Annotated in this window: 26 protein-coding genes; 9 read left to right on the top strand and 17 right to left on the bottom strand. The window is 65.5% G+C overall.

Annotated features, from left to right (window positions below; genetic code table 11):
* Positions 1 to 21: 21 nt before the first annotated feature.
* The 14 genes from ACTJJM_RS11300 to ACTJJM_RS11235 all read right to left on the bottom strand — a co-directional run bounded on the left by ACTJJM_RS11300 (position 22) and on the right by ACTJJM_RS11235 (position 11,245).
* Positions 22 to 279 carry an acyl carrier protein gene (locus ACTJJM_RS11300; protein WP_006402206.1) on the bottom strand — a complete coding sequence of 86 codons (258 nt, stop codon included), beginning with the start codon at positions 277 to 279 and terminating at the stop codon, positions 22 to 24.
* A gap of 17 nt (positions 280 to 296) precedes the next feature.
* Positions 297 to 554: a phosphopantetheine-binding protein gene (locus ACTJJM_RS11295; protein WP_005411610.1), complete on the bottom strand. Its 258-nt coding sequence runs from the start codon at positions 552 to 554 to the stop codon at positions 297 to 299.
* On the bottom strand, positions 541 to 1,332 hold the full coding sequence (locus tag ACTJJM_RS11290) for a lysophospholipid acyltransferase family protein (protein ID WP_440865516.1): 792 nt from the start codon (positions 1,330 to 1,332) through the stop codon (positions 541 to 543). Before ACTJJM_RS11290 ends, ACTJJM_RS11295 begins: the two co-directional genes overlap by 14 nt.
* Entirely contained in the window at positions 1,325 to 2,068 is a 744-nt protein-coding gene (locus tag ACTJJM_RS11285; RefSeq protein WP_171954853.1) for a beta-ketoacyl synthase chain length factor, read from the bottom strand. Before ACTJJM_RS11285 ends, ACTJJM_RS11290 begins: the two co-directional genes overlap by 8 nt.
* Positions 2,069 to 2,285: 217 nt before the next feature.
* Positions 2,286 to 3,299, bottom strand: a complete 1,014-nt coding sequence (gene cydB, locus ACTJJM_RS11280; protein WP_159360738.1) for a cytochrome d ubiquinol oxidase subunit II — start codon at positions 3,297 to 3,299, stop codon at positions 2,286 to 2,288.
* 1 nt (position 3,300) lies between these two features.
* Entirely contained in the window at positions 3,301 to 4,698 is a 1,398-nt protein-coding gene (locus ACTJJM_RS11275) for a cytochrome ubiquinol oxidase subunit I (protein WP_049413148.1), read from the bottom strand.
* 129 nt (positions 4,699 to 4,827) lie between these two features.
* Positions 4,828 to 6,027, bottom strand: a complete 1,200-nt coding sequence (locus ACTJJM_RS11270; RefSeq protein ID WP_329841004.1) for an ABC transporter permease — start codon at positions 6,025 to 6,027, stop codon at positions 4,828 to 4,830.
* Between the two features lies 1 nt (position 6,028).
* Positions 6,029 to 7,327, bottom strand: a complete 1,299-nt coding sequence (locus ACTJJM_RS11265; RefSeq protein WP_440865513.1) for an ABC transporter permease — start codon at positions 7,325 to 7,327, stop codon at positions 6,029 to 6,031.
* Positions 7,328 to 7,360: 33 nt separating this feature from the next.
* Entirely contained in the window at positions 7,361 to 8,179 is an 819-nt protein-coding gene (locus ACTJJM_RS11260; protein ID WP_049435997.1) for a hypothetical protein, read from the bottom strand.
* Entirely contained in the window at positions 8,176 to 9,387 is a 1,212-nt protein-coding gene (locus tag ACTJJM_RS11255) for a hypothetical protein (protein ID WP_440865511.1), read from the bottom strand. Before ACTJJM_RS11255 ends, ACTJJM_RS11260 begins: the two co-directional genes overlap by 4 nt.
* 52 nt (positions 9,388 to 9,439) lie before the next feature.
* Positions 9,440 to 9,745 (bottom strand): hypothetical protein, encoded by a 306-nt coding sequence (locus ACTJJM_RS11250; RefSeq protein WP_049443755.1) that lies wholly within the window; start codon positions 9,743 to 9,745, stop codon positions 9,440 to 9,442.
* Positions 9,746 to 10,012: 267 nt separating this feature from the next.
* Positions 10,013 to 10,228, bottom strand: coding sequence for a hypothetical protein (locus ACTJJM_RS11245; RefSeq protein ID WP_440865509.1), 216 nt, complete (start codon positions 10,226 to 10,228; stop codon positions 10,013 to 10,015).
* Positions 10,225 to 10,878, bottom strand: a complete 654-nt coding sequence (locus tag ACTJJM_RS11240) for an RNA polymerase sigma factor (RefSeq protein ID WP_440865507.1) — start codon at positions 10,876 to 10,878, stop codon at positions 10,225 to 10,227. The genes ACTJJM_RS11245 and ACTJJM_RS11240 overlap by 4 nt, the downstream gene beginning before the upstream one ends.
* 37 nt (positions 10,879 to 10,915) lie before the next feature.
* A complete protein-coding gene (locus tag ACTJJM_RS11235; protein ID WP_010482336.1) occupies positions 10,916 to 11,245 on the bottom strand; it encodes a hypothetical protein in 330 nt (109 codons plus the stop codon).
* Positions 11,246 to 11,412: 167 nt separating this feature from the next.
* On the opposite strand from ACTJJM_RS11235, the gene ACTJJM_RS11230 reads away from it, so the two are divergent.
* The 7 genes from ACTJJM_RS11230 to ACTJJM_RS11200 all read left to right on the top strand — a co-directional run bounded on the left by ACTJJM_RS11230 (position 11,413) and on the right by ACTJJM_RS11200 (position 20,161).
* Entirely contained in the window at positions 11,413 to 13,782 is a 2,370-nt protein-coding gene (locus ACTJJM_RS11230; protein WP_440865505.1) for a S9 family peptidase, read from the top strand.
* On the top strand, positions 13,779 to 14,198 hold the full coding sequence (locus tag ACTJJM_RS11225; protein ID WP_440865503.1) for an NUDIX hydrolase: 420 nt from the start codon (positions 13,779 to 13,781) through the stop codon (positions 14,196 to 14,198). The genes ACTJJM_RS11230 and ACTJJM_RS11225 overlap by 4 nt, the downstream gene beginning before the upstream one ends.
* 30 nt (positions 14,199 to 14,228) lie before the next feature.
* Positions 14,229 to 14,789 (top strand): hypothetical protein, encoded by a 561-nt coding sequence (locus ACTJJM_RS11220; RefSeq protein ID WP_440865501.1) that lies wholly within the window; start codon positions 14,229 to 14,231, stop codon positions 14,787 to 14,789.
* Positions 14,790 to 14,821: 32 nt separating this feature from the next.
* Positions 14,822 to 15,940: a hypothetical protein gene (locus tag ACTJJM_RS11215; RefSeq protein WP_043399588.1), complete on the top strand. Its 1,119-nt coding sequence runs from the start codon at positions 14,822 to 14,824 to the stop codon at positions 15,938 to 15,940.
* 37 nt (positions 15,941 to 15,977) lie between these two features.
* Positions 15,978 to 17,594, top strand: a complete 1,617-nt coding sequence (locus ACTJJM_RS11210) for a hypothetical protein (protein ID WP_440865499.1) — start codon at positions 15,978 to 15,980, stop codon at positions 17,592 to 17,594.
* A gap of 54 nt (positions 17,595 to 17,648) precedes the next feature.
* Positions 17,649 to 18,545: an oxygen-dependent coproporphyrinogen oxidase gene (gene hemF, locus ACTJJM_RS11205; RefSeq protein ID WP_241874128.1), complete on the top strand. Its 897-nt coding sequence runs from the start codon at positions 17,649 to 17,651 to the stop codon at positions 18,543 to 18,545.
* Between the two features lie 95 nt (positions 18,546 to 18,640).
* A complete protein-coding gene (locus tag ACTJJM_RS11200) occupies positions 18,641 to 20,161 on the top strand; it encodes a hypothetical protein (protein WP_440865496.1) in 1,521 nt (506 codons plus the stop codon).
* Positions 20,162 to 20,239: 78 nt separating this feature from the next.
* Here ACTJJM_RS11200 and ACTJJM_RS11195 read toward each other — a convergent pair whose 3' ends face one another.
* Positions 20,240 to 20,719 carry a YetF domain-containing protein gene (locus tag ACTJJM_RS11195; RefSeq protein ID WP_241888684.1) on the bottom strand — a complete coding sequence of 160 codons (480 nt, stop codon included), beginning with the start codon at positions 20,717 to 20,719 and terminating at the stop codon, positions 20,240 to 20,242.
* 328 nt (positions 20,720 to 21,047) lie between these two features.
* The gene (gene polA, locus ACTJJM_RS11190; RefSeq protein ID WP_440865494.1) at positions 21,048 to 23,822 is read right to left on the bottom strand and encodes a DNA polymerase I; all 2,775 of its coding nucleotides are present in this window, start codon (positions 23,820 to 23,822) and stop codon (positions 21,048 to 21,050) included.
* A gap of 98 nt (positions 23,823 to 23,920) precedes the next feature.
* Here polA and ACTJJM_RS11185 point away from each other — a divergent pair, with 98 nt between their 5' ends.
* Complete coding sequence (locus tag ACTJJM_RS11185) at positions 23,921 to 24,205, top strand: DUF2782 domain-containing protein (protein ID WP_005411628.1); 285 nt, start codon at positions 23,921 to 23,923, stop codon at positions 24,203 to 24,205.
* A 131-nt stretch (positions 24,206 to 24,336) separates the two neighbouring features.
* On the opposite strand, the gene ACTJJM_RS11180 is transcribed toward ACTJJM_RS11185, so the two are convergent.
* On the bottom strand, positions 24,337 to 24,783 hold the full coding sequence (locus ACTJJM_RS11180) for a universal stress protein (RefSeq protein ID WP_005411629.1): 447 nt from the start codon (positions 24,781 to 24,783) through the stop codon (positions 24,337 to 24,339).
* Between the two features lie 183 nt (positions 24,784 to 24,966).
* On the opposite strand from ACTJJM_RS11180, the gene ACTJJM_RS11175 reads away from it, so the two are divergent.
* The gene (locus ACTJJM_RS11175) at positions 24,967 to 25,113 is read left to right on the top strand and encodes a hypothetical protein (protein ID WP_021203516.1); all 147 of its coding nucleotides are present in this window, start codon (positions 24,967 to 24,969) and stop codon (positions 25,111 to 25,113) included.
* Positions 25,114 to 25,168 lie beyond the last annotated feature (55 nt).

Below are 25,168 nucleotides of genomic sequence, written 5' to 3'. Positions count from 1 at the left end.
GTGGAGCCGCCGGCGCTGCGGTCAGGCGGCTGCCTGGTCCGGCAGCAGCCTGTGCACCACATCAACGATGTCCTGCACGGTACGCACGGCCTTGAATGCTTCCGGCTGCAGATTGCGGCCGAGCAGCGGCTTGAGCTGCACGATCAGGTCCACCGCATCGATGCTGTCGATGTCCAGGTCGTCGTACAGGCGGGCCTCGGGCGTGATCCGGGCGGTTTCGATCTCGAAGCTGTCGGTCAGGATGCTGACGATGCGTTCGAACAGTTCATTCTTGGTCATGGCAGGTCCTGGCACCGTTACGACTGGCGGGCGGCGACGAACTCGCCGAGCGCGCGCACGCTGGAGAAATGGCGACGGGTTTCTTCCGAATCGGCCGAGAGGCTCACACCGTACTTCTTCTGCAGCGCCAGGCCCAGCTCCAGCGCGTCGATCGAATCCAGGCCAAGGCCCTCGACGAACAGCGGCGCGGTCGGATCGATGTCCTCCGGCGTGATGTCCTCCAGCGAAAGGGAGGAAATGATCAATTCCTTGATCTCGTGCTCAAGTGCTTGCACGGTTCGGATCTCCAGACAGGTCGAAATAACGAGAAAGGTGCTCGGTGACGCGACGGGCTGCCAAGGCATCCCCCCTTGGCGAGTCGGCCAGAAATGGCGCGATCGGGATATCTTCGCCGATCTGCAGCCGAACGTGAAAGCGACGTGAGGGGACACGATACCACTTCTGCCCCTTGGTCAGCGTTGGCGGGCTGCAGGTGATCCGCACCGGGGTGATGTCCAGGCGGCCGCGCACAGCGATGTTGGCCGCGCCCCGCTGCAGCCGCGGCGGCTGTCCGGGCACGCTGCGGGTGCCCTCCGGGAAGATGACCAGGGTGCCTCCAGCGCGCACTGCGGCCACACAGTCATCGACCAGGCCGGCACCATCGTCATTGGCGATGTAGCCGGCGGCCCGTACCGGACCGCGCATGAACGGGTTGCAGGCCACGGCCCGCTTGACCACGCAGTCGGCGTTGGGAAGCAGCGAGATCAGGCAGACCACGTCGATCAGGGTCGGGTGGTTGGCCAGCACCAGCAGGCCGTCGCGCTGCAGGCGCTCACCGCCCTCGATCTCGTAGGTCATCACCCCCAGCCCGCGCATCAGCCGCAGGTGGCTGGCGAACGCGACCTGGACCACGCGCCGGGCGCGGCGGCGGCGCGCCACCGGGTCACGCATCAGCAGCAGTACCGGCATCACCAGAACGCCGAGCAGCAGCCCGCCCAGGCCAAACGCGACGAAGCTGAGGCCGGTGCCAAACACACGCCAGGCATGGTCGAGGCGGCGCAGCAGCTCAGCCACGGCGGCTCCAGCACCAGCGCTGGCCGTGGGCCACGTGTTCCAGTGCCGGCGCGCCGGACAACAGGAACCGGTGCAGGTCCAGCGCATGCGGCAGCGGGCCGGGCGCAGTGCTGGCCTGGCCGTCGGCCGGCTGCCACTGCAGCGACAGCGTCGGCCGGCCCTCTGCCGGAGCGGTCAAACGCCAGCACCATGCAAAGAACGGATCGGGTTCGTCGGCGAACGTCGCGTAAATTTCAGGAAGTGGCGACTCGTAGACCACTACCCGTACCTCGCGGGCGCCATCGGCCAGCAGGCCGACGGCCTCCAGGCACGCCGTCTCCACCGTGGCCTGGCCCGCCGCCAGCGCCAGGTAGTTGCCGCGGTGACCGCGGGCGATCGAATACAGCGCGGCGATCGCGTTGTGCACGGACAGGCCGAATCCGGTCGGCGACAACGGCTGGTCGCCGACCAGCGCGCCCAGCAGGTCCATCGAACGGGCCACGTCGCCGTGGCGGCTGGCGAACACCAGCGGGACGTCACTGTCGGCGCCCTGCCCGTCCTCGCACCAGCACGCGGCCTGGATCGCCATACGACCCAGCCGCTCGATGCGACGGCGCTGCATCGCCGGCACTTCGGCCAGCGCCGGCGTGTCCCCGCCATGCGGCAGGTACGGCGTATCGGCCCAGCCCAGCCACTGGCTGCGCTCACTCAGGCCGGGCGCCCAGGCGGCCCAGTCGACGATGGAAAATTCGATCATTTGGCGATGGTGCTTCAACGGGAGAACGATAGGCACGAGCCATTACGGCGACGCGCGGCGGCCCCCCGTTCCTGCAGCCGTGCGTCCGTCCAGGACGTCGCCGGCTGCCCCCCTGGCCGCCGGAAAGGAGCGCACGCTAGCACGTCCCGCGCGGGGTGTGCAGGTTTCACATTCCCCAACACGGGGCCCGGCAAGCGCAGGCCCCGTCTTCAATCGATCAGTGGTAACCGGTGTCGGCGTGCACCTTGCCGCGGAATACCCGGTAGGACCACGCCGTATAGCCGAGGATGACCGGCAGCAATATGACCAGTCCGACCAGCGTGAAGCCCAGCGACGACGCCGGCGCGGCGGCCTGCCACAGGGTCATCGACGGTGGCAGCAGATAAGGCCACATGCCCAGCACCAGGCCGAGGAAGCCGAGCACGAACAGGGCCAGGCTGAGCAGGAACGGCGGCAGGTCACGGCGCGGGTGGGTGGCACTGCGCCACAGCGCGGCGGCTACCGCCAGGGTCAGCAGCGGCACCGGCGACAGCCACCAGAAGTTGCCGTCGCTGAACCAGCGATCCATCAACCGCGAATCGAGGAACGGCAGCCAGCTGCTGACCAGGCCCATCGCCGCGATCACCGCCACCACCAGCGGCCGGGTCATCTGCCGCGCCAGCGCCTGCACGCGCCCTTCGGTCTTCAGGATCAGCCAGGTGCTGCCCAGCAGCGCGTAGCCGGCGACCAGCGCAGCGCCGGTCAGCATCGCGAGCGGGCTGAACCAGGCGAACGGCCCGCCCTGATAGACACCGTCCACCAGCGGGATGCCCTGCACCAGGGTGCCGAGGATCACGCCCTGGGCGAAGGTCGCCAGCAGCGAACCGAGGCCGAACGCCACGCTCCACAGCCTGCGCGAACGATGCGCCTTGAAGCGGAACTCGAACGCCACGCCGCGGAACACCAGCGCCACCACCAGCAGCAGCACCGGCAGGTACAGCGCCGACAGCAGCACCGCATACGCCTTCGGGAACGCCGCCAGCAGGCCGGCGCCACCGAGCACCAACCAGGTCTCGTTGCCGTCCCAGATCGGCGCGGCGGTGTTCATCATCAGGTCCAGCTGTTCCTCGTCCTCGGCGAACGGGGCGAGGATGCCGATGCCGAGCACGAAGCCGTCCAGCACCACGTACATCAGCACGCCGAAGCCGATCACCGCGAACCATGCCACCGGCAGCCAGGTCATCAGGTCCATGTCAGCGTTCCTCCAGCGGTTCGTCGGCGGCCGACAGCGGGCGTGCCGGGGTATGGCTGCCGTGGTCCAGCGACGGCCCCTCGGCGTACGGCTGCGGCCCATGGCGCAGGATCTTCACCAGGTACCAGATGCCCCAGCCAAACACGAAGGCATAGCCAACAACGTAGACGCCCAGCGACAGCGCGGTCATCCACGCGCTCTGCGGGCCCACTGCATCAGCGGTGCGCAGCACGCCATACACCACCCACGGCTGGCGCCCCATCTCGGTAACGAACCAACCCGACAGCAGCGCGATGAAGCCACTGGGCAGCATCCAGTTCCAGCCGCGCAGCAGCCACGGCGAATCCAGCAGCTTCTTCCGCCACAACTGGAAGGCCGATACCCAGGCCAGCAACAGCATCAGCGTGCCCAGCCCGACCATGATGCGGAAGGCGAAGAACACCGGCGTCACCGGCGGCCGCTCGCTGGCGGGTACCGAGGTGAGAGGATCGAAGGTACCGTCCAGGCTGTGGGTGAGGATCACGCTGCCCAGCTTCGGGATGGCAACTTCGAAATCGTTGCGCTCTTCCTTCTCGTTTGGCAACGCGAAGACCACCAGCGGCACGCCCTCGCCTTCCTTGGTTTCATGCCAGTGCGCTTCCATCGCCGCGATCTTCATCGGCTGATGCTTGAGCGTGTTCAGGCCATGCATGTCGCCGACGAAGATCTGCACCGGCACGGTCAGTGCTGCGAACCCCACCGCCGCGATCAGCATGCGTCGGCCCGCTTCCACGTGCGTTCCCTTTCGCAGGTACCACGCACCCACGCCACCGATCACGAAACAGGTGGTGATGAACGAGCCCAGCGCCATGTGCGCCAGGCGATAGGGGAACGAGGGGTTGAACACCACTTGCCACCAATCGACTGGATGCACGATGCCGTTGACCATCTCGTAGCCGGCCGGTGTATGCAGCCAGCTGTTGGACGACAGGATCCAGAACGTGGAGAACAGCGTGCCCAGCGCGACCATGCAGGTGGACAGGAAATGCAGGCGCGGCGAGACCCGGCCCCAGCCGAACATCATCACGCCGAGGAAGCTGGCTTCCAGGAAGAACGCGGTCAGCACCTCATAGGTCAGCAGCGGTCCGATGACGGTACCGGCCACCTCGCTCAGCCGCGGCCAGTTGGTGCCGAACTGGAAGGCCATGACGATGCCGCTGACCACGCCCATGCCGAACGACACCGCGAAGATCTTCTGCCAGAAGAAATACAGCTCGCGCCACACGGGCAGCTTCGTGCGCAGCCAACGCCATTCGATGAAGGCCAGCCAGCTGGCCGTACCGATGGTGAAGGCGGGGAACAGCACGTGGAAACTGATGACGAATCCGAACTGGATCCGGGACAACAACAACGCGTCCAAGGGACGCCTCCTGCCTGAGACCGGTGGGATACCGGACCACTTTAGGAGGATTTCGTTAAGGTGGGATGCGACCGGGTGACGCGCTGCTTCACTTTGTCGCAGGGGGACCCGAATCACAGGATGAATGGGCTACAGAGGCTTCAGCAAGGTCAAGGGCGGCTCCTTGGCGATTCGCAGGGCCCGGGGTATCAGTGCAGTCAAGCAGGCCGCCATCACCAGCACGACAGCGCTCGATATCGAGAACCACGGTGAACCTGTGATGCCGTCCTGCGGAGACCCTACCCACTGCAACGACAACGCACCGAGCAGGGCGCCCAACGTGGTGAACAGTGAAACCTCGAACATGATTTCGGCAAAGATCACAGATCCGCGCGCACCCAAAGTGCGTCGGATTGCGATGGAGTGCCGGCGTCGATCAAGCCATGCACCTACAACTCCGGAAATTCCGGCCATCAGCACACCGAGAACAACGGCCGTCATGACCGCGAGCACGGTCGTAGCGAAGCGATCAGCTTTGACGTAGGCGTCGCGATATCCCGCCAGCGTCTCGACACCGGTCGGATTCACGATCCGATAAGGCCGTTGCAGCGCATCGACAATGCGATCAAGCGATGAACGATCGACCATAGACCTCCACTTCGCCAGATAATAGCGACTCGCGCCCATGGGAAGGCCCGGAAGCAACGCCCACTGCGAGTCTCGCTCATTGCCTCCTGGCGCCGGCCCAGCAACAGACGCAAATACGCCCACGACGACCCGGCTGCTGCCGGGGCCGAAGTACAGGTGGCGGCCAACAGCACTCTCCGTTCCGAACAAATGTGCAGCCAGCGTTTCACTTATCAGCACCACCGGAGCGCCTTCAAGCATGTCGTCCTCTGCGGCATCCCGCCCCAGGACGATTCCCGCGCCCAGCATCGCCAGCAAGCCAGCGCTGGCAGTTACCACGGGAATGCGATCACATCCAGCAATGTCTGTCGTGCCGGAGCTCATCGAGTGCGCCATGGCCGACTCGCTGGTGCACACGCCGTATCGATGAGCTCTTCCCCCGAACGGAACGGAGTCGCTCACAGCCGCGCCCTGAACACCCGGTAGCCGGATCGCGGACAGGTCTGCCCGCAGCACTGCTTCATCCGCGCCTTCTTCGACATCCGAGACTCTGACCACACCAATCGATGCTGCCTCCCGGATGCTCCCGGTGTTCAATCTGGCGAAGCTGTCCAGCGTAGATTGCAGTGCGAACGCACATGCCAGGCTTGCAAGCGCTGCCTGCACTGCAAGCAGTGCGGCGCTTCCCAGGTGTCGTCGGGTCTCCCTCATCGATTCGAACATTTCAGGCAGCTCCCTTCGCGAAGGCACTCGACAGTGAGCTGACCCTGCAGATTTCAAACGATGGGACCAATGAGCAGAGCAACGTCGTGACGACTCCCAGGGCAGCCGCCATCAGCATTGCCCCAGCATGCATCGCTGTGATCGCGCTGGGCAGAACGTCTCCCGCAGCAACCACCCGGATTCCCAGTGCATAGGTGCCGACAGCGAGTGCACTGCTTGCGACTCCCGCCGCGATGGATTCCCACATGAGCTGGATGAACACGTCCCGGCGTCGCGCTCCCAGTGCACGTCGTATCGCGAGCTCCCGCCTACGGCGCCCCAGACTGAAGCTCAGCAGTGCCGCCGCATTGACGACGCACACACCGAGAAGGATCAGTGACAGCCGAAGCTGCATCCTGGCCCGCTCCGGAACCAGTCCCAGCCTGTCCAGCCACCCCATCAACGGCCAGAGTGCCACCTGTTGGGTACCTGGCGCGGTCTGAAGGCCCTTTGCCTGCGCATAGGCGTTCAGACCCGCGCGGTAGGCGGCGACATCATCTGCGGTAGGCAGCCACGCCCACAGTTGAAGCCATGACACGTTGGCCCCTGCAGGATCCGTGTCCTGGTCCCCCCCCCAGATCGCCGTCCCGTCCACAACAGTCAGCCTGTCTGCGATTGCGGTCTCAACCGGCAGGTAGATCTCGTCAGGTTCCACAAACGACCGGCGTGTGAGATCTCCCTGAAACATCGGCACCGGATGCCAGTCCTCCGCGACACCCACAACGGTATAGCTGCGCCTGCCCAGTTCCAACCGATGACCAACACAGTCCTGTGCACACTCACGCGAGGCGAGCGCACGCGAAAGCACCACGATTCGACTCGCAGCATGCCCCTCCTCGGCGGTCCATGCCCGTCCTTGAACAACGGCAATGCCAAGCACACTGAAGACTTCCGACGTAGCGAACCTCGCACGCAGCCTTGCGCTGGACTCTCCCGGCCGGGAGAGCGTCACCGCCCCCCCTGCCATTGCTGCCTGTTTCCACGTCCCGCCTTGGCCCAGAAGCGCCTTCGCATCTGGCCAGGTCAGTGCCTGTCCAGGATCCGGGGAACCACTGCGCAGGGCATCTGGACGCGCGTCAAGGTACGGGCGGAACAATGCGGAGCTCCGGCCTGGTGCGGGATCCGACGATGCCTGGAGAACAATGGAGAGCATCACGGTGGTGATCCCTACCCCCGCACCCAGCATGAGAGCAATTGCCAGATGAGTGCCGATTCGTTGCTTGAAACGGATCAACGACATCCTGATGTAATAACCGTGCACGTACCCTCCTTGGCTTTTGCAGAGCCCTCAACTTCAACTCGACGGAACTCCCCGTAAAAGAAGTTGCTCTCCTTCTTTCAGCTCACCTATTCCAGCCATGTATGGACTGCAGGCGCAGAAGGTCAGGCTTTCGTCCTCTTGGTACACCAGGATCTCGCCCATCCTGCTGTCGAACAGCTCCCGGCATGCATGAACAAGGGCTGGAAAATCCCCAAGATCCGCTTTGGGCCGCCCCCTTGGGAAACTCAGTGCGAACGCTTCTCCGTGATAACTGCATATGATTGGGATGCCTTGCGGCTGTTCGACGAAAAATGGATGCCACTGCTGCTCCCCTTCTGCGACATCAGAGTCACCATTCCACCGGAAGTAGGACCAGACTGACTTCTGTACGAAGTTTTCCAGATGCGACATATCAGGCATTCGATGACCGAACCCAAAAGCGAACCGTGGCGTTTTGATGTCTGGGATACGCTCGGAAAGAAGCTTCCACTGCACATTCAAGGGGAGGAGCGATCTACTCACTCCGCGAGGACCAATTCCGTGTGCCAGTGCGTGCGCTCGCGACAGAACCGAACCCAAAGCCGTGTATGCCCAGTTCTCATGCAGACGGAATGTACGAAGACGCTTGCCAATCTCGGTGCAGGAGAGATCGAATACTCTGTTGATGATGTAGGCAGAACACACGCTCGGAACCGATTTCTCCAGTACGGGTTCAATGATCTCAGCCTCCTGAACGCGCCAATTTCGAGTCAGCTCGTCCAGATGGATCACACTCACACCCCGAACATCCCCGAGCACGGCTGCGACGACGTCTTCCGGATCGGAGTGGATAACAATGGTTGGAATCTTCATGCCGCGCTCTCCAGCATTTCCCCTGGCACTCTTTGGCTGTACCCGGCCCTGATCTCCTCCTGAATTTCATCCACGACCGCCATCAGCTGCAACGAGGCGGGTGACTCCAGTACGAATAGCGTCGATATCTTCCGTTCGATGAAGAATCCGCCTGCTACGTGCATCAGTCGTCGCTTCATTCTCCTCCCGGATTCCTCTCCAATCCCAGCACCGATACCAACCAACCTCCCGAGAAGCTGGTGGATGGCGTAGTAAACAAAAACCGCATGAGCCAGTGAATGGTTGGGAATGAAGTTGCCTGACCATGGTGAAACCGGGCGAACTCTGATTGCACCTGACATGAACTTCCCATGCACCTCTTCATAGGCGGAGAGGTACGAGTGGACGGACTCATGCAGAATTGCCTCTGCGCAGATATCTACGGTCATTTCCGGCCTGTGAACGTTGAGGATTCGGATACAACCTGCATGAATCGGTCGATACTCGGACCCAAGATTCAGAGGTGAAGCCTGATCACCCGACTCGATCGACTTCCTCACGAGCACACGCCTTGTGAATGTTCGAATCAGGAGACCCAGATGTGGAGTGACTTCATCCACAAGCCTTATGGCCGCTTCCAGCTTTTCTTTGATTACGGCGAGCTCTTCTGATGAGATGCTCAGGTATGGATTGCAGAACGTTCCGCTCTCTGGCTCGTTCCGACGCGCCAGCCCGCTGTCCACGTCCAGAGTGATCACACCACCCACCTTTGCGCGCTCGACCTTCTCAAATCCGGATTCATGCCGCCTGATCACCCACTCCCCAAGGGGGCTTTCGACCCCTCTCCCTTGGTGAAATTTGCCCATTTCGTCATGGATGGGAGCAACTGGACACTCCGCCATTGCGGCGAGATGAAGCGCCTCGATGGTTGTGACAGGCATTCCGTCTGTATCTTCATGGGAGACTCCATCTGGATGATCCATGAATCCGGAAACCCACGGGGAGCCAAGCAATCTTCTTCTCGCCGCAGCATCCAGCTGCTTGAATGTTCTTTCAAAATTCTCAACACGCTCTTGATTCTCAAGCCGCTCATCTCTGAATCTTGAAAGAGCCTCCCCCAGACGACGCGGAGCTACTTCGAACCATGCATCCAGCAGCACCGAGCAAACATCAACCGTTCTGCATGGATCTTCAATTGCTCTCCTGAGATCCTCTATGGAAGTTCTCATCACCCTCTCCTTGGTGACGGACGGCCACCCCCATGGGCGACCGTCCGCGTTCTTAGACGTTGAACTTCTGGGCGTCAGGAACTACGTGCGCAAGCTGGAGCTCTTCACCTGACGAGTAGTGACCGCAGTGAGTACCACCGCTTGAGTAGTTGGTACATTGAACACCCGCGATCTCGTTGTCGCCGGTTCCTTCTTGCAACTCCTCCACACTGGCGAGAGTGATGTCCAGCACGGAGGCGTTCTGGATCTGCGTGAGATCATTGGACGCACTTCCCTGCGACGCAGATGCGACTCCGGATAGACCAAGCATTGCAATGAGCGCCGGAGGAAGAAGCACGGACTTGCAGATCTTCGACATTATTCAGCTCCTTTGAAGTAGATACTGCTGGATATGGCCGTGAGCTTGCGCGGCTCCTGGCCAGCGTCAGCGATTGCTGACGATCTAGACTTTTCCAGCAGAGTCATCGACATCAATAGCAGCAGATTCCTTTGCAACTATCCTCAGTGCGGGGATCTCTTCGTAGCGTCTGGAGATGGCGCAATCCGTCGGATGCGGGGGATTCTCCGAATCAGCGACATTGGGAATGACGGAGGAAAATTCACGCCGGATACGACTGACAATCGATTAATTCCAGAAGTACCAGACCGCCGCAGCCACCAACGCGCCCAGCAACACCACCTGCACCACCACATAGCCCACGCCACTGTCACGCGACTCAGCGGCGATGCGCTTCTGCAGCGCCTCGCTCACATCCGGTGTCTGTTCCTGCTTCGCCTGCTCACGCAACGCCTGCGCCAGCGCGCGCTTTTCCGCATCGCGAGGGTCGGTCGGTGGGTTCACAGCAGTTCTCCGGCGGTCGCATGCCGCGTCAGTTCCTGCTTCAGGACCTGGCGCGCACGGTGAAGGTGGCTCTTGATGGTACCGCGGGCCAGTCCAGTCACCTGCTCGATCTCGGCCAGATCGAAATCCTCCAGGTAATGCAGGCCGACGATCAGCCGCTGCGGTGCACTCAGCCGTTCCAACGCCGCTCCAAGATGGCGACCAGCCTGCAGCGCCTCGCTCAGTTCAGCCGGCCCCGGCCCTTCATCGCCGATACCCAGTTCCTCGGGTACTTCCACCGCCACCATCCATTGCGCCTCCAGCCGTCGCCGGCGCAGGTGCTGCAACGCCGTGGTGTAAGCCACCCGTGAAACCCAGGTGCGCAGCGAGGATTCAAAGTGGAACCGGTGCAGCTGGCGGAACACGGCCAGGAAGGTTTCCTGCAGCAGGTCGGCCACCTGATCACGGTCGCCCACCATGCGCCCGATCACATGCGCGCAGGTGCGCTGGTGGGTCTCCACCAGCTTCGCGAAGGCCGCCTGCGAGCCGTCGATGATGGCCCGCACCAAGGCTTGGTCCGCATCCAGCGGTTCGATGGGTGCCGCCGTCGCCGCCGTATCGTGGCGGCGATGGCCCCGCAGTGCCGACAATGCTTCGCCGAGCAGGCTCATCTATGGAGCGCCCCCTGTGCCCATGGCATGGGCCGGCTCAGCCCTTGCGTGCGGCAGGACGGGTGAAGTGCCAGGCCAGCAGCTGGCCGAGGCCGGCACTGCCGACCATCGCGGCGGCGGCGCCGAAGGTCAGTTCGCGTGCACCGATCGCCTCCAGCAGGCCCATTGCCACGGCCAGGCTGACCAGGCTGATGCCCCAGCGCAGCGCGCCCTGGCGGCGGCGTTCTTCTTCCAGTACCGCCAGCGAGCGGATCACTTCCTCCGGCACGTGCGGAGCCACCAGCTTGCTGCGGGCGCGGGCATCGGCAATGGCATGGATCGCGTAGGCGATGCAGATGAAGAGGGTGATCGGGATCAGTTCCTGCATGGTCGGGCTCCTGTTCGGTGGATGATGCGGGTTCAGGAGAATGGATGCGCGACCACGGCAACCGGTTGCACCACTTTGCCAATCCCGCTGCCATGACCTGTGGCCCCTGCCCTGGGCCGGGGCGGCTGGTACCCTTGGCCGGTTTCCTCTTCTGGTGCCGTCCGCCCATGTCCCGAGTGCTGCCCCTGTCCCTCCTGCTGTCGGCCGTGCTGGCCGCACCGGCTGCGCATGCCGCGCCGACGCCGATCACCATCGAACAGGCCATGGCCGACCCGGACTGGATCGGTCCGCCGGTCGAGAAGGCCTGGTGGTCGTGGAACAGCCAGCAGGTGGAGTACCAGCTCAAGCGCAACGGCAGCCCGGTGCGCGATACCTTCCGCCAGCCGCTGGCCGGTGGCGTGGCCGCGCAGGTGGCCGATGACCAGCGCGGCACCCTGGACGTGGCCGAGCCGGTCTACGACCGCAGCCGCAGCCGCAGCGCCTTCGTGCGCAATGGCGACGTGTTCGTGCGCGACCTGCGCAGCGGCGCGCTGACCCAGCTGACCCGCAGTAACGAGCGCGCGGGCAACGTGAACTTCGCCGCCGACAACGGCGTGATCTGGCGCGTCGGCCAGAACTGGTTCCACTGGACCGCCGCCAGCGGCGTGCAGCAGGTGGCCAGCCTGAAGGCCGAGAAGGATCCGCGTACGGCACCGAAGGCCGACGTGCTGCGCGACCAGCAGCTGCGCACGCTGGAAACCCTGCGCCGCGACCGTGACCAGCGCGAAGCACTGAAGGACCAGGACCAGCGCTGGCGCCAGGCCGACCCGACCCGCGCGCCGGGCCCGGTGTACCTGGGCGCCGACGTGGAGATCGCCGACAGCGTGCTGTCGCCGGACCTGACCCACCTGATCGTGGTGACCAAGCCGAAGGACTTCGATGACGGCCGTGGCGGCAAGATGCCGCTATACGTGACCGAATCGGGCTACGAGGAAACCGAAGACACCCGCACTCGCGTCGGCCGCAACGGCTTCGAACCGCATACCCTGTGGTACGTGGACGTGCGCACCGGCAAGGCCGAGAAGGTTTCGCTGGCTGGCCTGCCGGGCATCGGCACCGATCCGCTGGCCGAGCTGCGCCGCAAGGCCGGCAAGGACGCGCTGAAGGGCGAGCGCAGCCTGCAGGTGATGAGCGACTTCATGGGCGGTGGCATCCGCTGGAGCGCCGACGGCCAGCAAGCTGCGGTGATGCTGCGTGCCAACGACAACAAGGACCGCTGGATCATCAGCGTCAACGCTGCCGACGGCCGCGTGCAGAACCGCCACCGCCTGACCGACAACGCCTGGATCAACTGGGGCTTCAACGATTTCGGCTGGATGGCCGATGGCCGCACGCTGTGGCTGCTGTCGGAGGAATCGGGCTTCTCGCACCTGTACACCCAGGCCGGTACCGCAAAGCCGCAGGCGCTGACCAGCGGCAAGTGGGAAACCTCGGCGCCGGTGCCGTCGGCCGATGGCAAGGGCTTCTACTTCCTGTGCAACCAGCAGGCGCCACATGACTACGAAGTCTGCGCGGTCGACACCAGCAGCCGCCAGGTGCGCGAGCTGACCAGCCTCAACGGCGTGGAAGACTTCTCGCTGTCGCCGGACGGCCAGCAGCTGCTGGTGCGCTACTCCGGCGCCTACCTGCCGCCGCAGCTGGCCGTGCTGCCCAGTGCCGGTGGCCAGACACGCGTGCTGACCGACACCCGCACCGCCGACTACAAGGCGCGCCAGTGGATCCAGCCGAAGCTGGTGGCAGTGCCGTCCAAGCATGGTGCCGGCGTGGTCTGGGCCAAGTACTACGAACCGGAAAACAAGGAACCGGGGAAGAAGTACCCGATCGTGATGTTCGTGCACGGCGCCGGCTACCTGCAGAACGTGCACCAGCGCTACCCGGCCTACTTCCGCGAGCAGATGTTCCACAACCTGCTGGTGCAGAAGGGCTACATCGTGCTGGACATGGATTACCGCGGCAGCGAGGGCTACGGCCGCCACTGGCGCACGGCGATCTACCGCAACATGGGCCACCCGGAACTGGAAGACTACAAGGACGGCCTGGACTGGCTGGTCGACACCCAGCAGGGTGACCGCGACCACGCCGGCATCTACGGTGGTTCCTATGGCGGCTTCATGACCTTCATGGCGCTGTTCCGCTCGCCGGGCACCTTCAAGGCCGGCGCCGCGCTGCGCCCGGTGGTGGACTGGCACCAGTACAACCACGGCTACACCAGCAACATCCTCAACACCCCGGACATCGATCCGGAGGCGTACCGCGTGTCCTCGCCGATCGAGTACGCGCAGAACCTGCAGGACAACCTGCTGATCGCCCACGGCATGATGGATGACAACGTGTTCTTCCAGGACTCGGTGAACCTGACCCAGCGCCTGATCGAACTGCACAAGGACAACTGGTCGATCGCACCGTACCCGCTGGAACGCCACGGCTACACCCGTGCCGATTCCTGGCTGGACCAGTACAAGCGCATCCTCAAGCTGTTCGAGCAGAACCTGAAGTGAGCAACGCCGCGGCCACGATCCACATCGTGGCCGCGGTCATCCTGGATGACCGCGGCCAGGCGCTGGTGGTGCGCAAGCAGGGCGCCAGCCGCTTCATCCAGCCGGGCGGCAAGCCCGAACCCGGCGAGACGCCACTGCAGGCACTGGCCCGCGAACTGGACGAGGAGCTGGGCGTGCAGTTGCGTACGGCTTCAGCGGTTGCGCTGGGCACGTTCGAGGACTGGGCGGTGAATGAGCCTGGCCAGCGCGTACAGGCACAGGCCTGGTGGGTGCAGGTGCACGGCACGCCGCAGGCGCGCGCCGAGATCGCCGAACTGGCCTGGGTGCCGCTGCAACCACCGCATGGCCTGCCCTTGGCACCCTTGAGCGAACACCATATCCTGCCGGCGGTCGCCACCCGGGTGACGGCCCGCTGACCGCGCGGGCACCGATTGCAAGGACACCGGATGTCAATGTCGATCCCGCCGATTCCTTCGCTGGTCCAGCCGGCCTATCACGCTTGGGTGCGCCCGATCGCACAGGCCTCGTTCTGGCTGTCACTGCTGCTCACGTTCTACTTCGTGATGCAGGGACTGCTGCTGTGGCCGCTGCACAACCTTCCGATCTGGCATCTGGTTGAGAGGGAAGTGCAAGACCAGCACCTGCACAGCCTGATCTGGCTTTTGGCGCATCCGGTGGCCGCGTCGTTGATCGTCGCGCTGCTGTGCCTGGCCTCGACCCTGGCCAGCTGGGGCCTGCTGCGCGAGCGCAGCTGGGGCCTGTGGAGCTTTGTGGTGATCCTGCTGCTGAGCGCATTGACCAATTTTGCGATCGCCGGCTGGTTGGACGTGTTCATGCGTGACGTCATCACGTTTCTCTCCGACGACGCCCTCCTGCAGCAGGAACTCCATCTGAAACGCTGGTTGATCACGCTGACCGTGGTGGCCATGTCATTTGTGCTCCTCGGCCTGCAGGGCTGGCTGGCCTGGCGCCTGCTGCGGCCGGACATCCGCTCACGTTTCCACTGAGCCCCCCTTTTCCGCACGACAAGGACCGTCGCATGCGCTTGCAGGCTCTTCTCCCCGCACTGCTGCTGTTCGCCGCGCTGCCAGCCGGCGCCGACGCGTTGCAGTGTGGCGAATACCGCAGCGCCGATGGCGGCATGGCGCTGGTGTTCACCACCCCCAGCAGCGGCTACCACCACGATGACGGCAGCGAGCCGCAGCCGCTGTGGGTTGATCGCAGTGCGGCGCAGACACGCCTGGTCATGCTCGACGATGGCGTGGCGGAGCCGATCCGGATCAGTGCCGATGGCCAGCGCATCGAGGACGAGGGCGTCGTGGTCTATACCCCGCGCCAGCCCCGCACCTGCGCCACCGAGCCCAGCGCGACGGACGGCAGCTGCCGCGCCGCCGGCAGCCACTGCATTGCGCAGCTGCCCGCCGCCTCTCCCGGCCAGGCCCAGCGCGCGTGCCGCGAGGGCGTTGGCGCGGGCTGCTCGGCGCTGTTGCGACAACTGCGAGATGGCAACGCCGCAGCCGCTGGTGACACCGGCGCCACCCTCTTCGAACGCCCGTCCGCCTGCCGCGAACACACGCCCGAGCATGACCCGCAGGCCTGCGAGGCGCTGACCGGTGATGCGCTGGCCACCGCGATGCAGCGGGTGGGTGAACGCCTGCAACAGGAAGACGAAGACGCACTGGATTCACCGCTTCCGGCCGCTGCACGCGATCGTCTGCAGCAGCTGTGCCTGCAGCACCGCAGTGGTCGCTTCTGCGTCGAAGTGGCCGAACAGCAGTTGATCGCGCTGGAACCCGCGTTGGCTGTGCAGGCCCTGCAGGTGGTCTGCGATGCAGGCCGCATCAGTGCCTGCGAACGCATCGCACCGCTGCGCGATCTCGGCGCGGACCTGCGCCTCGTCCCGGCCCAGCGGGTGCCGTGCGGCCGCTATCAGGCCGACGGTGGCGTGATCGACAGGCTCGACTTCGGCGATGGCGCGCGTGGCCGTCTGCATGACGGCGCGATCCACCTGCAGCAGAACGGCGAAAACCTTGTGCTGCGTCAGCTCGGCAATGGCGACCTGCTTGGCATGGATGCGCAGACGGGATATCAGCGTTACCAGCCGGTGCCCGGCACGGCACAATGCACGCCCCCGCGCGAGGGCCGTGGTTCGCCGTAGCGCCTGGAGTTTTCCGTTCGATCGTCAAGGAGACGACATGCATTCACCCGCACCGCGCCGCCGCTGGCTGGCCTGGGCGCTGCTGCTGGCCGCGCCGATGGCCGCCGCACAGTCACCGCAATGCGGCATGTTCAAGGCCGACGAAGGCAGCGGTACGCTGCGCATCAGCTCGCCAAACCGCGGCGAGCAGAAACACTTCGGCAGTGCGCCCTCTCCGGTCGCGTTCCAGCAGATCGACGGAAAGCTGCAACTGGTGAACCTGGAGTACGGCCTGCCCAGCGCGCTGCAGGTGCGCGATCGTGGCCGGACGGTCGAGGTGGATGGCACGGTCTACATCCTGCAGGCCCCTGCACAGTGCGCCGCAGCCGCCGCGCCGGCTGAAGGCAGCTGCCTGGCCGATGCGGCGGCGTGCCTGGACAACCGCCGTGAAGCGAGCCCGACCGCGCTGGAGGCAGGGTGCCGGGAAGGCGTGCCCGGCATGTGCCTGCAACTGGCTGATCGTTGGCACGAGGACGCCAAACCCACGGTCGCGGCCGATCCTGCCCTGGCAAAGGCAGCGCTCGACGCCGCCCTGTCCGGCATCAAACTCCCCGCCGCCTGTGACGACGGTGGCTTCGAACAGGGAACCCCGGCGTGTGCCGCCGCACTCGAGGCCGACTCCGTAGTGCAGGAGCAGCTGGTCAAGGCGGCGATGACGGCAACCATGACCGAAGCCATGGTGACGATGACGGCGCCGACCGTGCCGGTGATCATTCCGGCCGAGCGGCGGCAACAGTTGTTGCGGCTGTGCCGCGAGGTATCCCATGGCGGCTTCTGCACCCGCGTGGCTGAACTGTCCTGGGAGGCAGGAGACCACTTGCAGGCGGTGCAGGCCCTGGCTGCGGCCTGCACACCCGGCAACGACACCGCCAGCTGCGAACGCCTGCCTGCGCTGCAGGCGGTGGGTGCATCGTTGCGACCGCAGCCGGCAACGGCCCTGCCCTGTGGCAACTACCGGGCCGACGGCGGCCTGATGGACACGCTGGACTTCGGTGACAACGGCCTGGTCGGCGTTGGCTGGAGCAGCCATCTTCGCGCGCGCGTCGAAGCGGGCGACATCCGCATCCGCCACGACCGGGACGGCGACTTCGTGCTGCGCCCGCTGCCCGGCGGGCAGCTGCTGGGCCTGGATAACTGGACCCGCTTCCAGGTGTTCGTCCCCACCGGGGAGGGCCCGACCCGGTGCAGTGCGCCGAAGCAGTTCAGGGTGCTGCCACTGCCACAGGATTGCCCGCTGGCACTGACCAACGAGGACGGTGCCGACGCCTGCTGCGCGCAGGGCAAGCTGCAGGGCTGCAACATTCTCGGCAACCGTCTTGCGCTGTCCGGGCACTGGCTGCAGGCCGTCGAGCACTACACAACGGTCTGCCGTGCCGGTGTCCGCGAGGGTTGCGAGAATCTGGTCACCGCACAAGGCAACGGTGCGGAGGTGGACGCGCGTCGAATCCTGGAACAGCTGTGCAAGGCCGACCGCAGCGGCCTGCATGTGGCCTGCGACGTGCTCGAAACCCAGAACTGGGAGCTGATCACGCTGGGCGGTGCCCTGCAGAAGGCGGGTGACGAGGCGGCGGTGGACGACCTTCCGGTACCGCGCAACCCCAACCGCAAGCGCTGAGCCGGCCAGGGCCTGTCCGCAGCTTCGGGCGGGCCCTGCGGTAAAGTACGCGCCATGAACGAATTCGAGCGCGTGCGCGCCTACCTCACCGACCTGCAGGACCGCATCTGTGCGGCGATCGAGGCCGTCGATGGCCAGGCCCGCTTCCAGGAAGACCTGTGGCAGCGGGCCGAGGGCGGTGGCGGGCGCACCCGCGTGCTGCGCGACGGTGCGGTGTTCGAGCAGGCCGGCATCGGCTTCTCCGACGTGGCCGGCAGCCGCCTGCCGCCGTCGGCCTCGGCCAACCGCCCGGAACTGGCCGGCGCCTCCTGGCGCGCCACCGGCGTGTCGCTAGTATTCCACCCGCTCAACCCCTACGTGCCGACCACCCACGCGAATGTGCGCTTCTTCCAGGCGCAGCGCGACGGTGAAGTGGTGGCCAGCTGGTTCGGTGGCGGCTTCGACCTGACGCCGTTCTATCCGTTCGACGAAGACGTGCAGCACTGGCACCGGGTCGCACGCGACCTGTGTGCGCCGTTCGGCGAGGAACGCTATGCCGCGCACAAGCGCTGGTGCGACGAGTATTTCTTCCTGCGCCACCGCAATGAAACGCGTGGCGTTGGCGGCCTGTTCTTCGACGACCTGCACGGCGACTTCGAGCGCGATTTCGATTACCTGCGCGCGGTCGGCGATGGCTTCCTCGACGCCTACCTGCCGATCGTGCAGCAGCGCAAGGACACCGCCCATGGCGAGCGCGAACGCGAGTTCCAGCTGTACCGCCGTGGCCGCTACGTGGAATTCAACCTGGTCTACGATCGCGGCACCCTGTTCGGGCTGCAGAGCGGTGGCCGCAGCGAAAGCATCCTGATGAGCCTGCCGCCGCGGGTGCGTTGGGAGTACGGTTTCAGCCCGGAGGCCGGCAGCGCCGAGGCGCGCCTGGCCGACTACCTGGTGCCGCGCGACTGGCTCTGATCTTCCGGCGCCACGCCTGACGCGTGGCGCCTTCCCCGCCTGCGGTGCGCCCCGCACCGGACAGGCCCTGCCCCACTTCTTTCAAGGATGACCCCATGCCTGCTGCTGTTTCCCTTCGCCCCCGCGCTGCGGGCTGGCGCTCCCTGCTGTTGCTTGCATTGGCCTCGGCCAGCCTGCCGGCCGCCGCGCAGTCGATGGCCTGCGGCACATACAAGGACAGCAGCGGCAACACCACGCTGACCCTCGAGAGCGAAGGCCACGGCTTCCTGTCCGGCCCCTACCAGGCGACAGAGGAGCTGCGCATCGCCCGCCAGGAGGACGTGCTGGGTACCGGCAACCTGTCCACGGGCCAGCTGGAAAATTGGTACTTCTCGGACAACGACCGCACGATCAGCACGCCCTATCGCGAGTTCACCCGTGAGCACGCCGCCGCCTGCAAGACGATGCCGGAGCCCATCGAAGACGGTTGCGTGATGAACACCTCCGAGTGCCTGGAGGCGCTGCCGGAGGCCGCACCCGTGAAACTGCACGCCTGGTGTGCCGAGGGCGTGGGCGCAGCCTGCATGCGGTTGCTGGAGACCTACCAGCAGCGGGCCAAGGACGCAGCCCCCGCGCCTGCACGAGCCGAGCCGCCGAAACCGGAGATCTGCAAGGAGGATTCCGCATCCTTCAACGCCGAGGGCTGCCGGGCGATCGCCGAGGTGATCGGGCTGGAGATGATCGGCAAGTCCCTGCTCGGGCTACAGCATGCGGTCGACCCTGCGTTGCCGTCGGCGCAGCTCGATGAGCTGGCCGCACTGTGCCGGCAGCAGCACGGCGAGACCTTCTGCGCCGACGTTGCCGAGGTGCTGTGGAGCGGTGGACGCCTTTCACAGGCCCACGAAGCACTGCAGCTGTCGTGCGCGCAGCGCGCGGACGGCGTGGCCTGCGGCCGCGCCAAGGCACTTGCCAGCCTGGCCACCGCACCAGCCGCTGCACTGGCCCCGGTGCCGGCCACCGCACTGCCCTGTGGCAGCTTTGAAGCCGAATACGGCGTGCTCTCGCAGCTGCGCTTCCTCGATGGCGGCCTGGTTGAGGCCGAGGGTCGCGACCAGCGCATGCGCGCGCGCCTGCATGACGGCCGCATTCTCATCCGTCGCGATGTCGGCAGCGACTTCGTACTGCAGCCGCTGAAGAACGGAAACCTGGCCAGCGTCGACGGCGGCAACCGCTTCGCCTATTACGAGCGCAAGCCCGCCACAGGCAATGCCACCTGCACGCCGCCGGTGGCCTTCGTGGAGATCCCGCTGCCGCTGGATTGCCCGACCCTGGCACGCAAGGACGGCGCCAAGGCCTGCTGTACCGATGGCAAGCTGCTGGGCTGCAAGGTTGCCGGCGAAGCGCTGTTCGAGTCCGAAAAATGGGCCGCGTCGCTGCCCTACTTCGAGACGCTGTGCGGCGCGGGTGTGCGCGAAGGGTGCCTGGCATTGGCAGCGGTGTATTCGCACACCGCAGACCCGAAGATCCCGCAAGCCATGGCTGCGATCTGCGCGAAGGATGGCAAAGGCACGCACGTGGCCTGTGATGTGGACGCCACCCGCAACTGGCCGGCACTGAAGGCCGAAGCCGCGCCCTGAGGCTCATGCACCTGTAGAGCCGAGCCCACGCTCGGCTCCGGACGCAAGGCAGCCGAGCATGGGCTCGGCTCTACAAGGTCAGGTGCTCTTCCTCGGAATGATGGTGATGTGCCCGTTGATCTCCAGCAGGGCCAGCTCCACATCCTCCACGCCCAGGCAGCCCTGCTGGCGCATGGCGGCCTCGAAATCGGCACACGTGACCTGCTCGCGACGCAGAACGGCGTCGAACAGGCGCCCATCACGCGCGATCACCACGGGTTCTCCTTCAACCAGGCGCTCGATCCGCCGGCTGCGGGTACTCACCCAGCCTACCCCATAGTTGAGCAGGATCAGGGTTGCGGCCAGCAGCAGGCCACCGCCCAGCGAGGTATCGGTGCCCAGCAGCGCGTTCTGCACCGCATTGCCCAGCAGCACGATCAACAGCACGTCGAACGGCGTGATCTGCCCTAGAGCCCGCTTGCCGCCAAGCCGGACCATGCCCAGCACCACGACATAGACCACCACCGCGCGCAGGATGAACTCCCACCACGGCATTGCCAGTGCGAACAGGTCGGGCATGGTCTTCCCCTGCGGAGCGGTGGCCCAGCGTGGCGCAGGCCATGGCGTCTGGCAACGGCACAAATAAAAAGCCCCGCTGACCAGGGGGAGGTCAACGGGGCCGGGGAACGGGCACTTGGGGAGGAGTCCCCGTTCCGAGATCTGCTCCAGGGGATGGGAGAGATCCACAACAGGCGTTGCGCCTGTCGAGAGTTATAGAAGCACTCCGAACACTAACGGTTCGTGAAGGGGCCCAATTTAATGAACCTCGATCAGGGCAACATTCATGATCGAGTCAGAAACCTCTGACGAATGAACGAATTCACGTCGTTTTCGGCCTGAAACACCCTCAGTGCGCTTCGTCCCAGTTGCCGCCGATGCCGGTATCGACCACCAGCGGCACGCGCAGTTTGGCCGCTTGCGACATGCGCTCCACCACCTGCAAACGCAAGTCTTCAACGAAACTACTTTCGGTTTCGAAGACCAGTTCATCGTGCACCTGCAGGATCATCCGTGCCGGTGCCCCGCTGTCGCGCAGCCACCGGTCCACGTCCACCATCGCGCGCTTGATGATGTCGGCGGCGGTGCCCTGCATCGGCGCGTTGATCGCAGCACGCTCGGCACCGGCGCGCAGGCCCTGGTTACGTGCATGAATGTCGTTCAGGTACAGGCGGCGGCCGAACAGGGTCTCCACATAGCCCTGGTCGCGGGCCTGCTGGCGCATCCGCTCCATGAAGTCACGCACGCCCGGGTAGCGGCTGAAGTACAGCGCCACGTAGTCCTGCGCCTGGCCGCGGTCGATGCCCAGGTTGCGGGCCAGGCCGAAGGCGCTCATGCCGTACATCAAGCCGAAGTTGATCGCCTTGGCAGCGCGGCGCTCGTTCGGGGTCACCTCTTCCAGCGTACGCCCGAACACCTCGGCGGCGGTGGCACGGTGCACGTCGGCGCCCTGCTCGAAGGCACGCACCAGACCCGGGTCCTCGGACAGGTGGGCCATGATCCGCAGCTCGATCTGCGAGTAGTCGGCGGCCAGCAGCTGGAAGCCCTCCGGGGCGATGAACGCGCGGCGGATGCGGCGGCCATCTTCGGTGCGGATCGGGATGTTCTGCAGGTTGGGGTCCGACGAGGACAGGCGGCCGGTGGCGGCGCCGGACTGGTGGTAGCTGGTATGCACGCGGCCGGTGTCCGGGTTGACCATCTCCGGCAGCTTGTCGGTGTAGGTGCTGCGCAGCTTGGCCAGCCCGCGGTACTCCAGGATCACGCGTGGCAGCTCGTGCTGGTCGGCAATCGCCTCCAGTGCCTCTTCATTGGTGCTGGGCTGGCCCTTCGGGGTCTTCACCACCGCCGGCAGCTTCAGCTCGTCGAACAGCACCGCCTGCAGCTGCTTGGGCGAATCCAGGTTGAAGCTGCGTCCAGCCAGTTCGGTGGCCTTCTGCTGCGCCGCCAGCATGCGCGAGGACAGGTCCTGGCTCTGCCGGCGCAGTTCGTCGGTGTCGACCCGCACGCCGTTGGCTTCGATGCTGGTCAGCACCGGCACCAGCGGCATCTCGATATCGCGGTACACGCTGTCCAGTGCCGGTTCGGCCAGCAGCTGCGGCTGCAGCGCGCGGTGCAGGCGCAAGGTGATGTCGGCGTCCTCGGCCGCATAGCGGCTGGCTTCGTCGATGCCCACCTGCGAGAACGGAATCTGCTTGGCGCCCTTGCCGGCCACGTCCTCGAACTTGATGGTGTTGTAGCCCAGATAGCGCAGGGCCAGCGAATCCATGTCGTGGCGGGTGGCGGTGGAATTGAGCACGAAGCTCTCGAGCATGGTGTCGTCGTGGTAGCCCTGCACGTCCACGCCGTGACGGCGCAGCACGTGCAGGTCGTACTTGCCGTGCTGGCCCAGCTTCTTCTTCGCCGGGTCCTGCAGCATCGGGCGCAGCGCATCCAGCACCTGCTGCATCGGCAGCTGGGCCGGCGCCCCCGGGTAATCGTGGCCGACCGGAATGTAGGCGGCCTTGCCCGGCTCGACCGCCAGACTGACGCCGACCAGGCGCGCACGCATCGCGTCCAGCGCATCGGTTTCGGTATCGAAGCTGATCAGGTCCGCCTGCTGCAGGCGCTCGGCCCAGGCCTGCAGCTGCTCGGCGGTCAGCACGGTCTCGTATTCACCTGGCGCGGCCAGCGCCGGATCCAGCGTGCCCGCTGCCGGTGCCTCGGCGCTGCCGCGGGCAAAGCCTGCTGCCGTACCGCGCAGGCTTGGCGTTGCTTCGCTGGCGGCCGTCGGCGCCGGCAGCGGTGCACCCAGCTCCTTCAGCGCCTGGGTGAAGCCGTAGCGCGCATACAGCTCGGTCAACTCCGGCACGTCCTGCTCGCGCAGGGCCAGCATGGTCGGGCTGGCGTCCAGCTCCACGTCGGTGCGGATGGTCACCAGCTCGCGGTTCAGCGGCAGCCGCTCCAGCGCGGCGCGCAGGTTCTCGCCGATCTTGCCCTTCATGGTCGGCGCGGCCGCCATCACCCCATCCAGGTGCTGATACTCGGCCAGCCACTTGGCGGCGGTCTTCGGCCCGCACTTCTCTACGCCCGGCACGTTGTCGACGGTATCGCCCATCAGCGCCAGCAGGTCGATGATCTGGTCGGCGCGCACGCCGAACTTCTCCATCACCGCCGCGTCCGAATCCATGCGGCTGCCGGTCATGGTGTTGACCAGCTCGATGCCCGGGCGCACCAGCTGGGCAAAGTCCTTGTCGCCGGTGGAGATGGTCACCTTCAGGTCCTGCGCCACGCCCTGCAGGGCCAGCGTGCCGATCACATCGTCGGCTTCCACGCCGGGAATGCGCAGGATGCTGATGCCCAGCGCTTCGACGATGCGGCACATCGGCTCGACCTGGCTGCGCAGCTCATCGGGCATCGGCGGGCGGTTGGCCTTGTACTGGTCGTAGAGGTCATCGCGGAAGGTCTTGCCGGGCGCATCGACCACGAACGCCACGTAGGCCGGGCGTTCCTTCAGCGTCGAGCGCAGCATGTTGACCACGCCGAACAGCGCGCCGGTGGGTTCACCCTGTGCATTGGACAGGGGCGGCAGCGCGTGGAACGCGCGGTACAGGTAACTGGACCCGTCGATCAGGACTAATCTGCTCATGGGTCGATTCTACGCGCCCGTGCCTGCATCGCGGCGACACGGCAGGCGCCCGGCGATGGGGCATAATCAAGGCTCTTTCCAGGCAAAGGCCCCCGCCGATGAAGACCCTGATGCTGGCTTCCCTGCTCCTGCTCGCTGGCTGCGCCAGCATGGGTGGTGCGGGCGCTCCCCCGGTGGACGTCAAGGGCGCGGATGTATCCAAGCGCACCATGGACAACGGCGATGTCATCGAGGAATACCGCGTGTCCGGCCAGCTGCGCATGGTCAAGGTGACCCCGTCGCGCGGTGCCCCGTTCTACATGTACGACAAGAACGGCGACGGCCGTTTCGACAACGACAAGGATGGCGTGTCGCCGGTGTACTGGAAGCTGTACAGCTGGTGATCTGACCGGGGACGGATCCCTGCGATCCAGTAGATCCACGCCATGCGTGATTCACCCCCGGCCCCCACAAAAAACAACGCCGGCGCGCATCCTGCGGCCGGCGTCGGGTCCCCTCCCCGGGAACGCTTGAATCAGCGGATGACCAGCACCGGCAGCGTGCTGCGCGCCAGCACCTCGGCAGTCTGGCTGCCCAGAAGTACCCGGGTCACGCCCCGGCGGCCATGCGAGGTCATCACGATCAAATCACTGTTGCGCTCGCCCGCCGTCTCGATGATGCCGTCGGCCGCGTAGCGGTCCAGCACATGCACCGGGTTGGCGGTAATGCCCTGCTCGGCGGCCTTGGCCAGCGCCGGCTGCAGCACCTTCTGCGCGCCTTCCTCGCGGTCGGCCTTGTACTCCGGGCTGTTCATGTAGCCCACGCTCCAGCCCATGGCGTCGTACATGCCGACGGCCCACGGCTCGGACACAGTCACGATATCGACCTCGGCATTGAGGTCCTTGGCCAGCTCCAGGCCCTTGGCCAGGCCCTTGTCGGCCAGCTCGGACCCGTCGGTGGCAATCAGGATGCGCTTGTACATGGTGGGGCTCCGTGGCGATCTGCCAGATGGGAACGACACCATTACACACCGGATGTGCAGGCTGCGCCTTGAGCAGGATCAATCCGGCGCCGCGCAGCGGCGTGTGCGCACCGCCGGCTTGCGTACCCACTGACCGCGGCGCATGCTGACCAAGCGGTATCGGGCCGCCCTGGGAGAACCCGCATGCAGGACAGCAAGCCGACATCACAAAGCACCCTCAGGATCATCCTGTGGAGCCTCAGCGCCGCCTTCGTGCTGTTCTGCGGCGGCTATTACCTGGGCAAGGATCTTGCCCAGCGCGACAACGCCCGGCAGTCAGCCGGCCGATAGCCGGCTTCTGTAGAGCCGAGCCCATGCTCGGCTGCTACTGGCGGGAAAAGCAGCC

It is taken from the genome of Stenotrophomonas sp. 22692, from assembly GCF_052045015.1.
GTDB lineage: Bacteria > Pseudomonadota > Gammaproteobacteria > Xanthomonadales > Xanthomonadaceae > Stenotrophomonas > Stenotrophomonas geniculata.
Note: the sequence above shows the minus strand (reverse complement) of the source record. Positions and strands in the feature narration are given on the sequence as shown.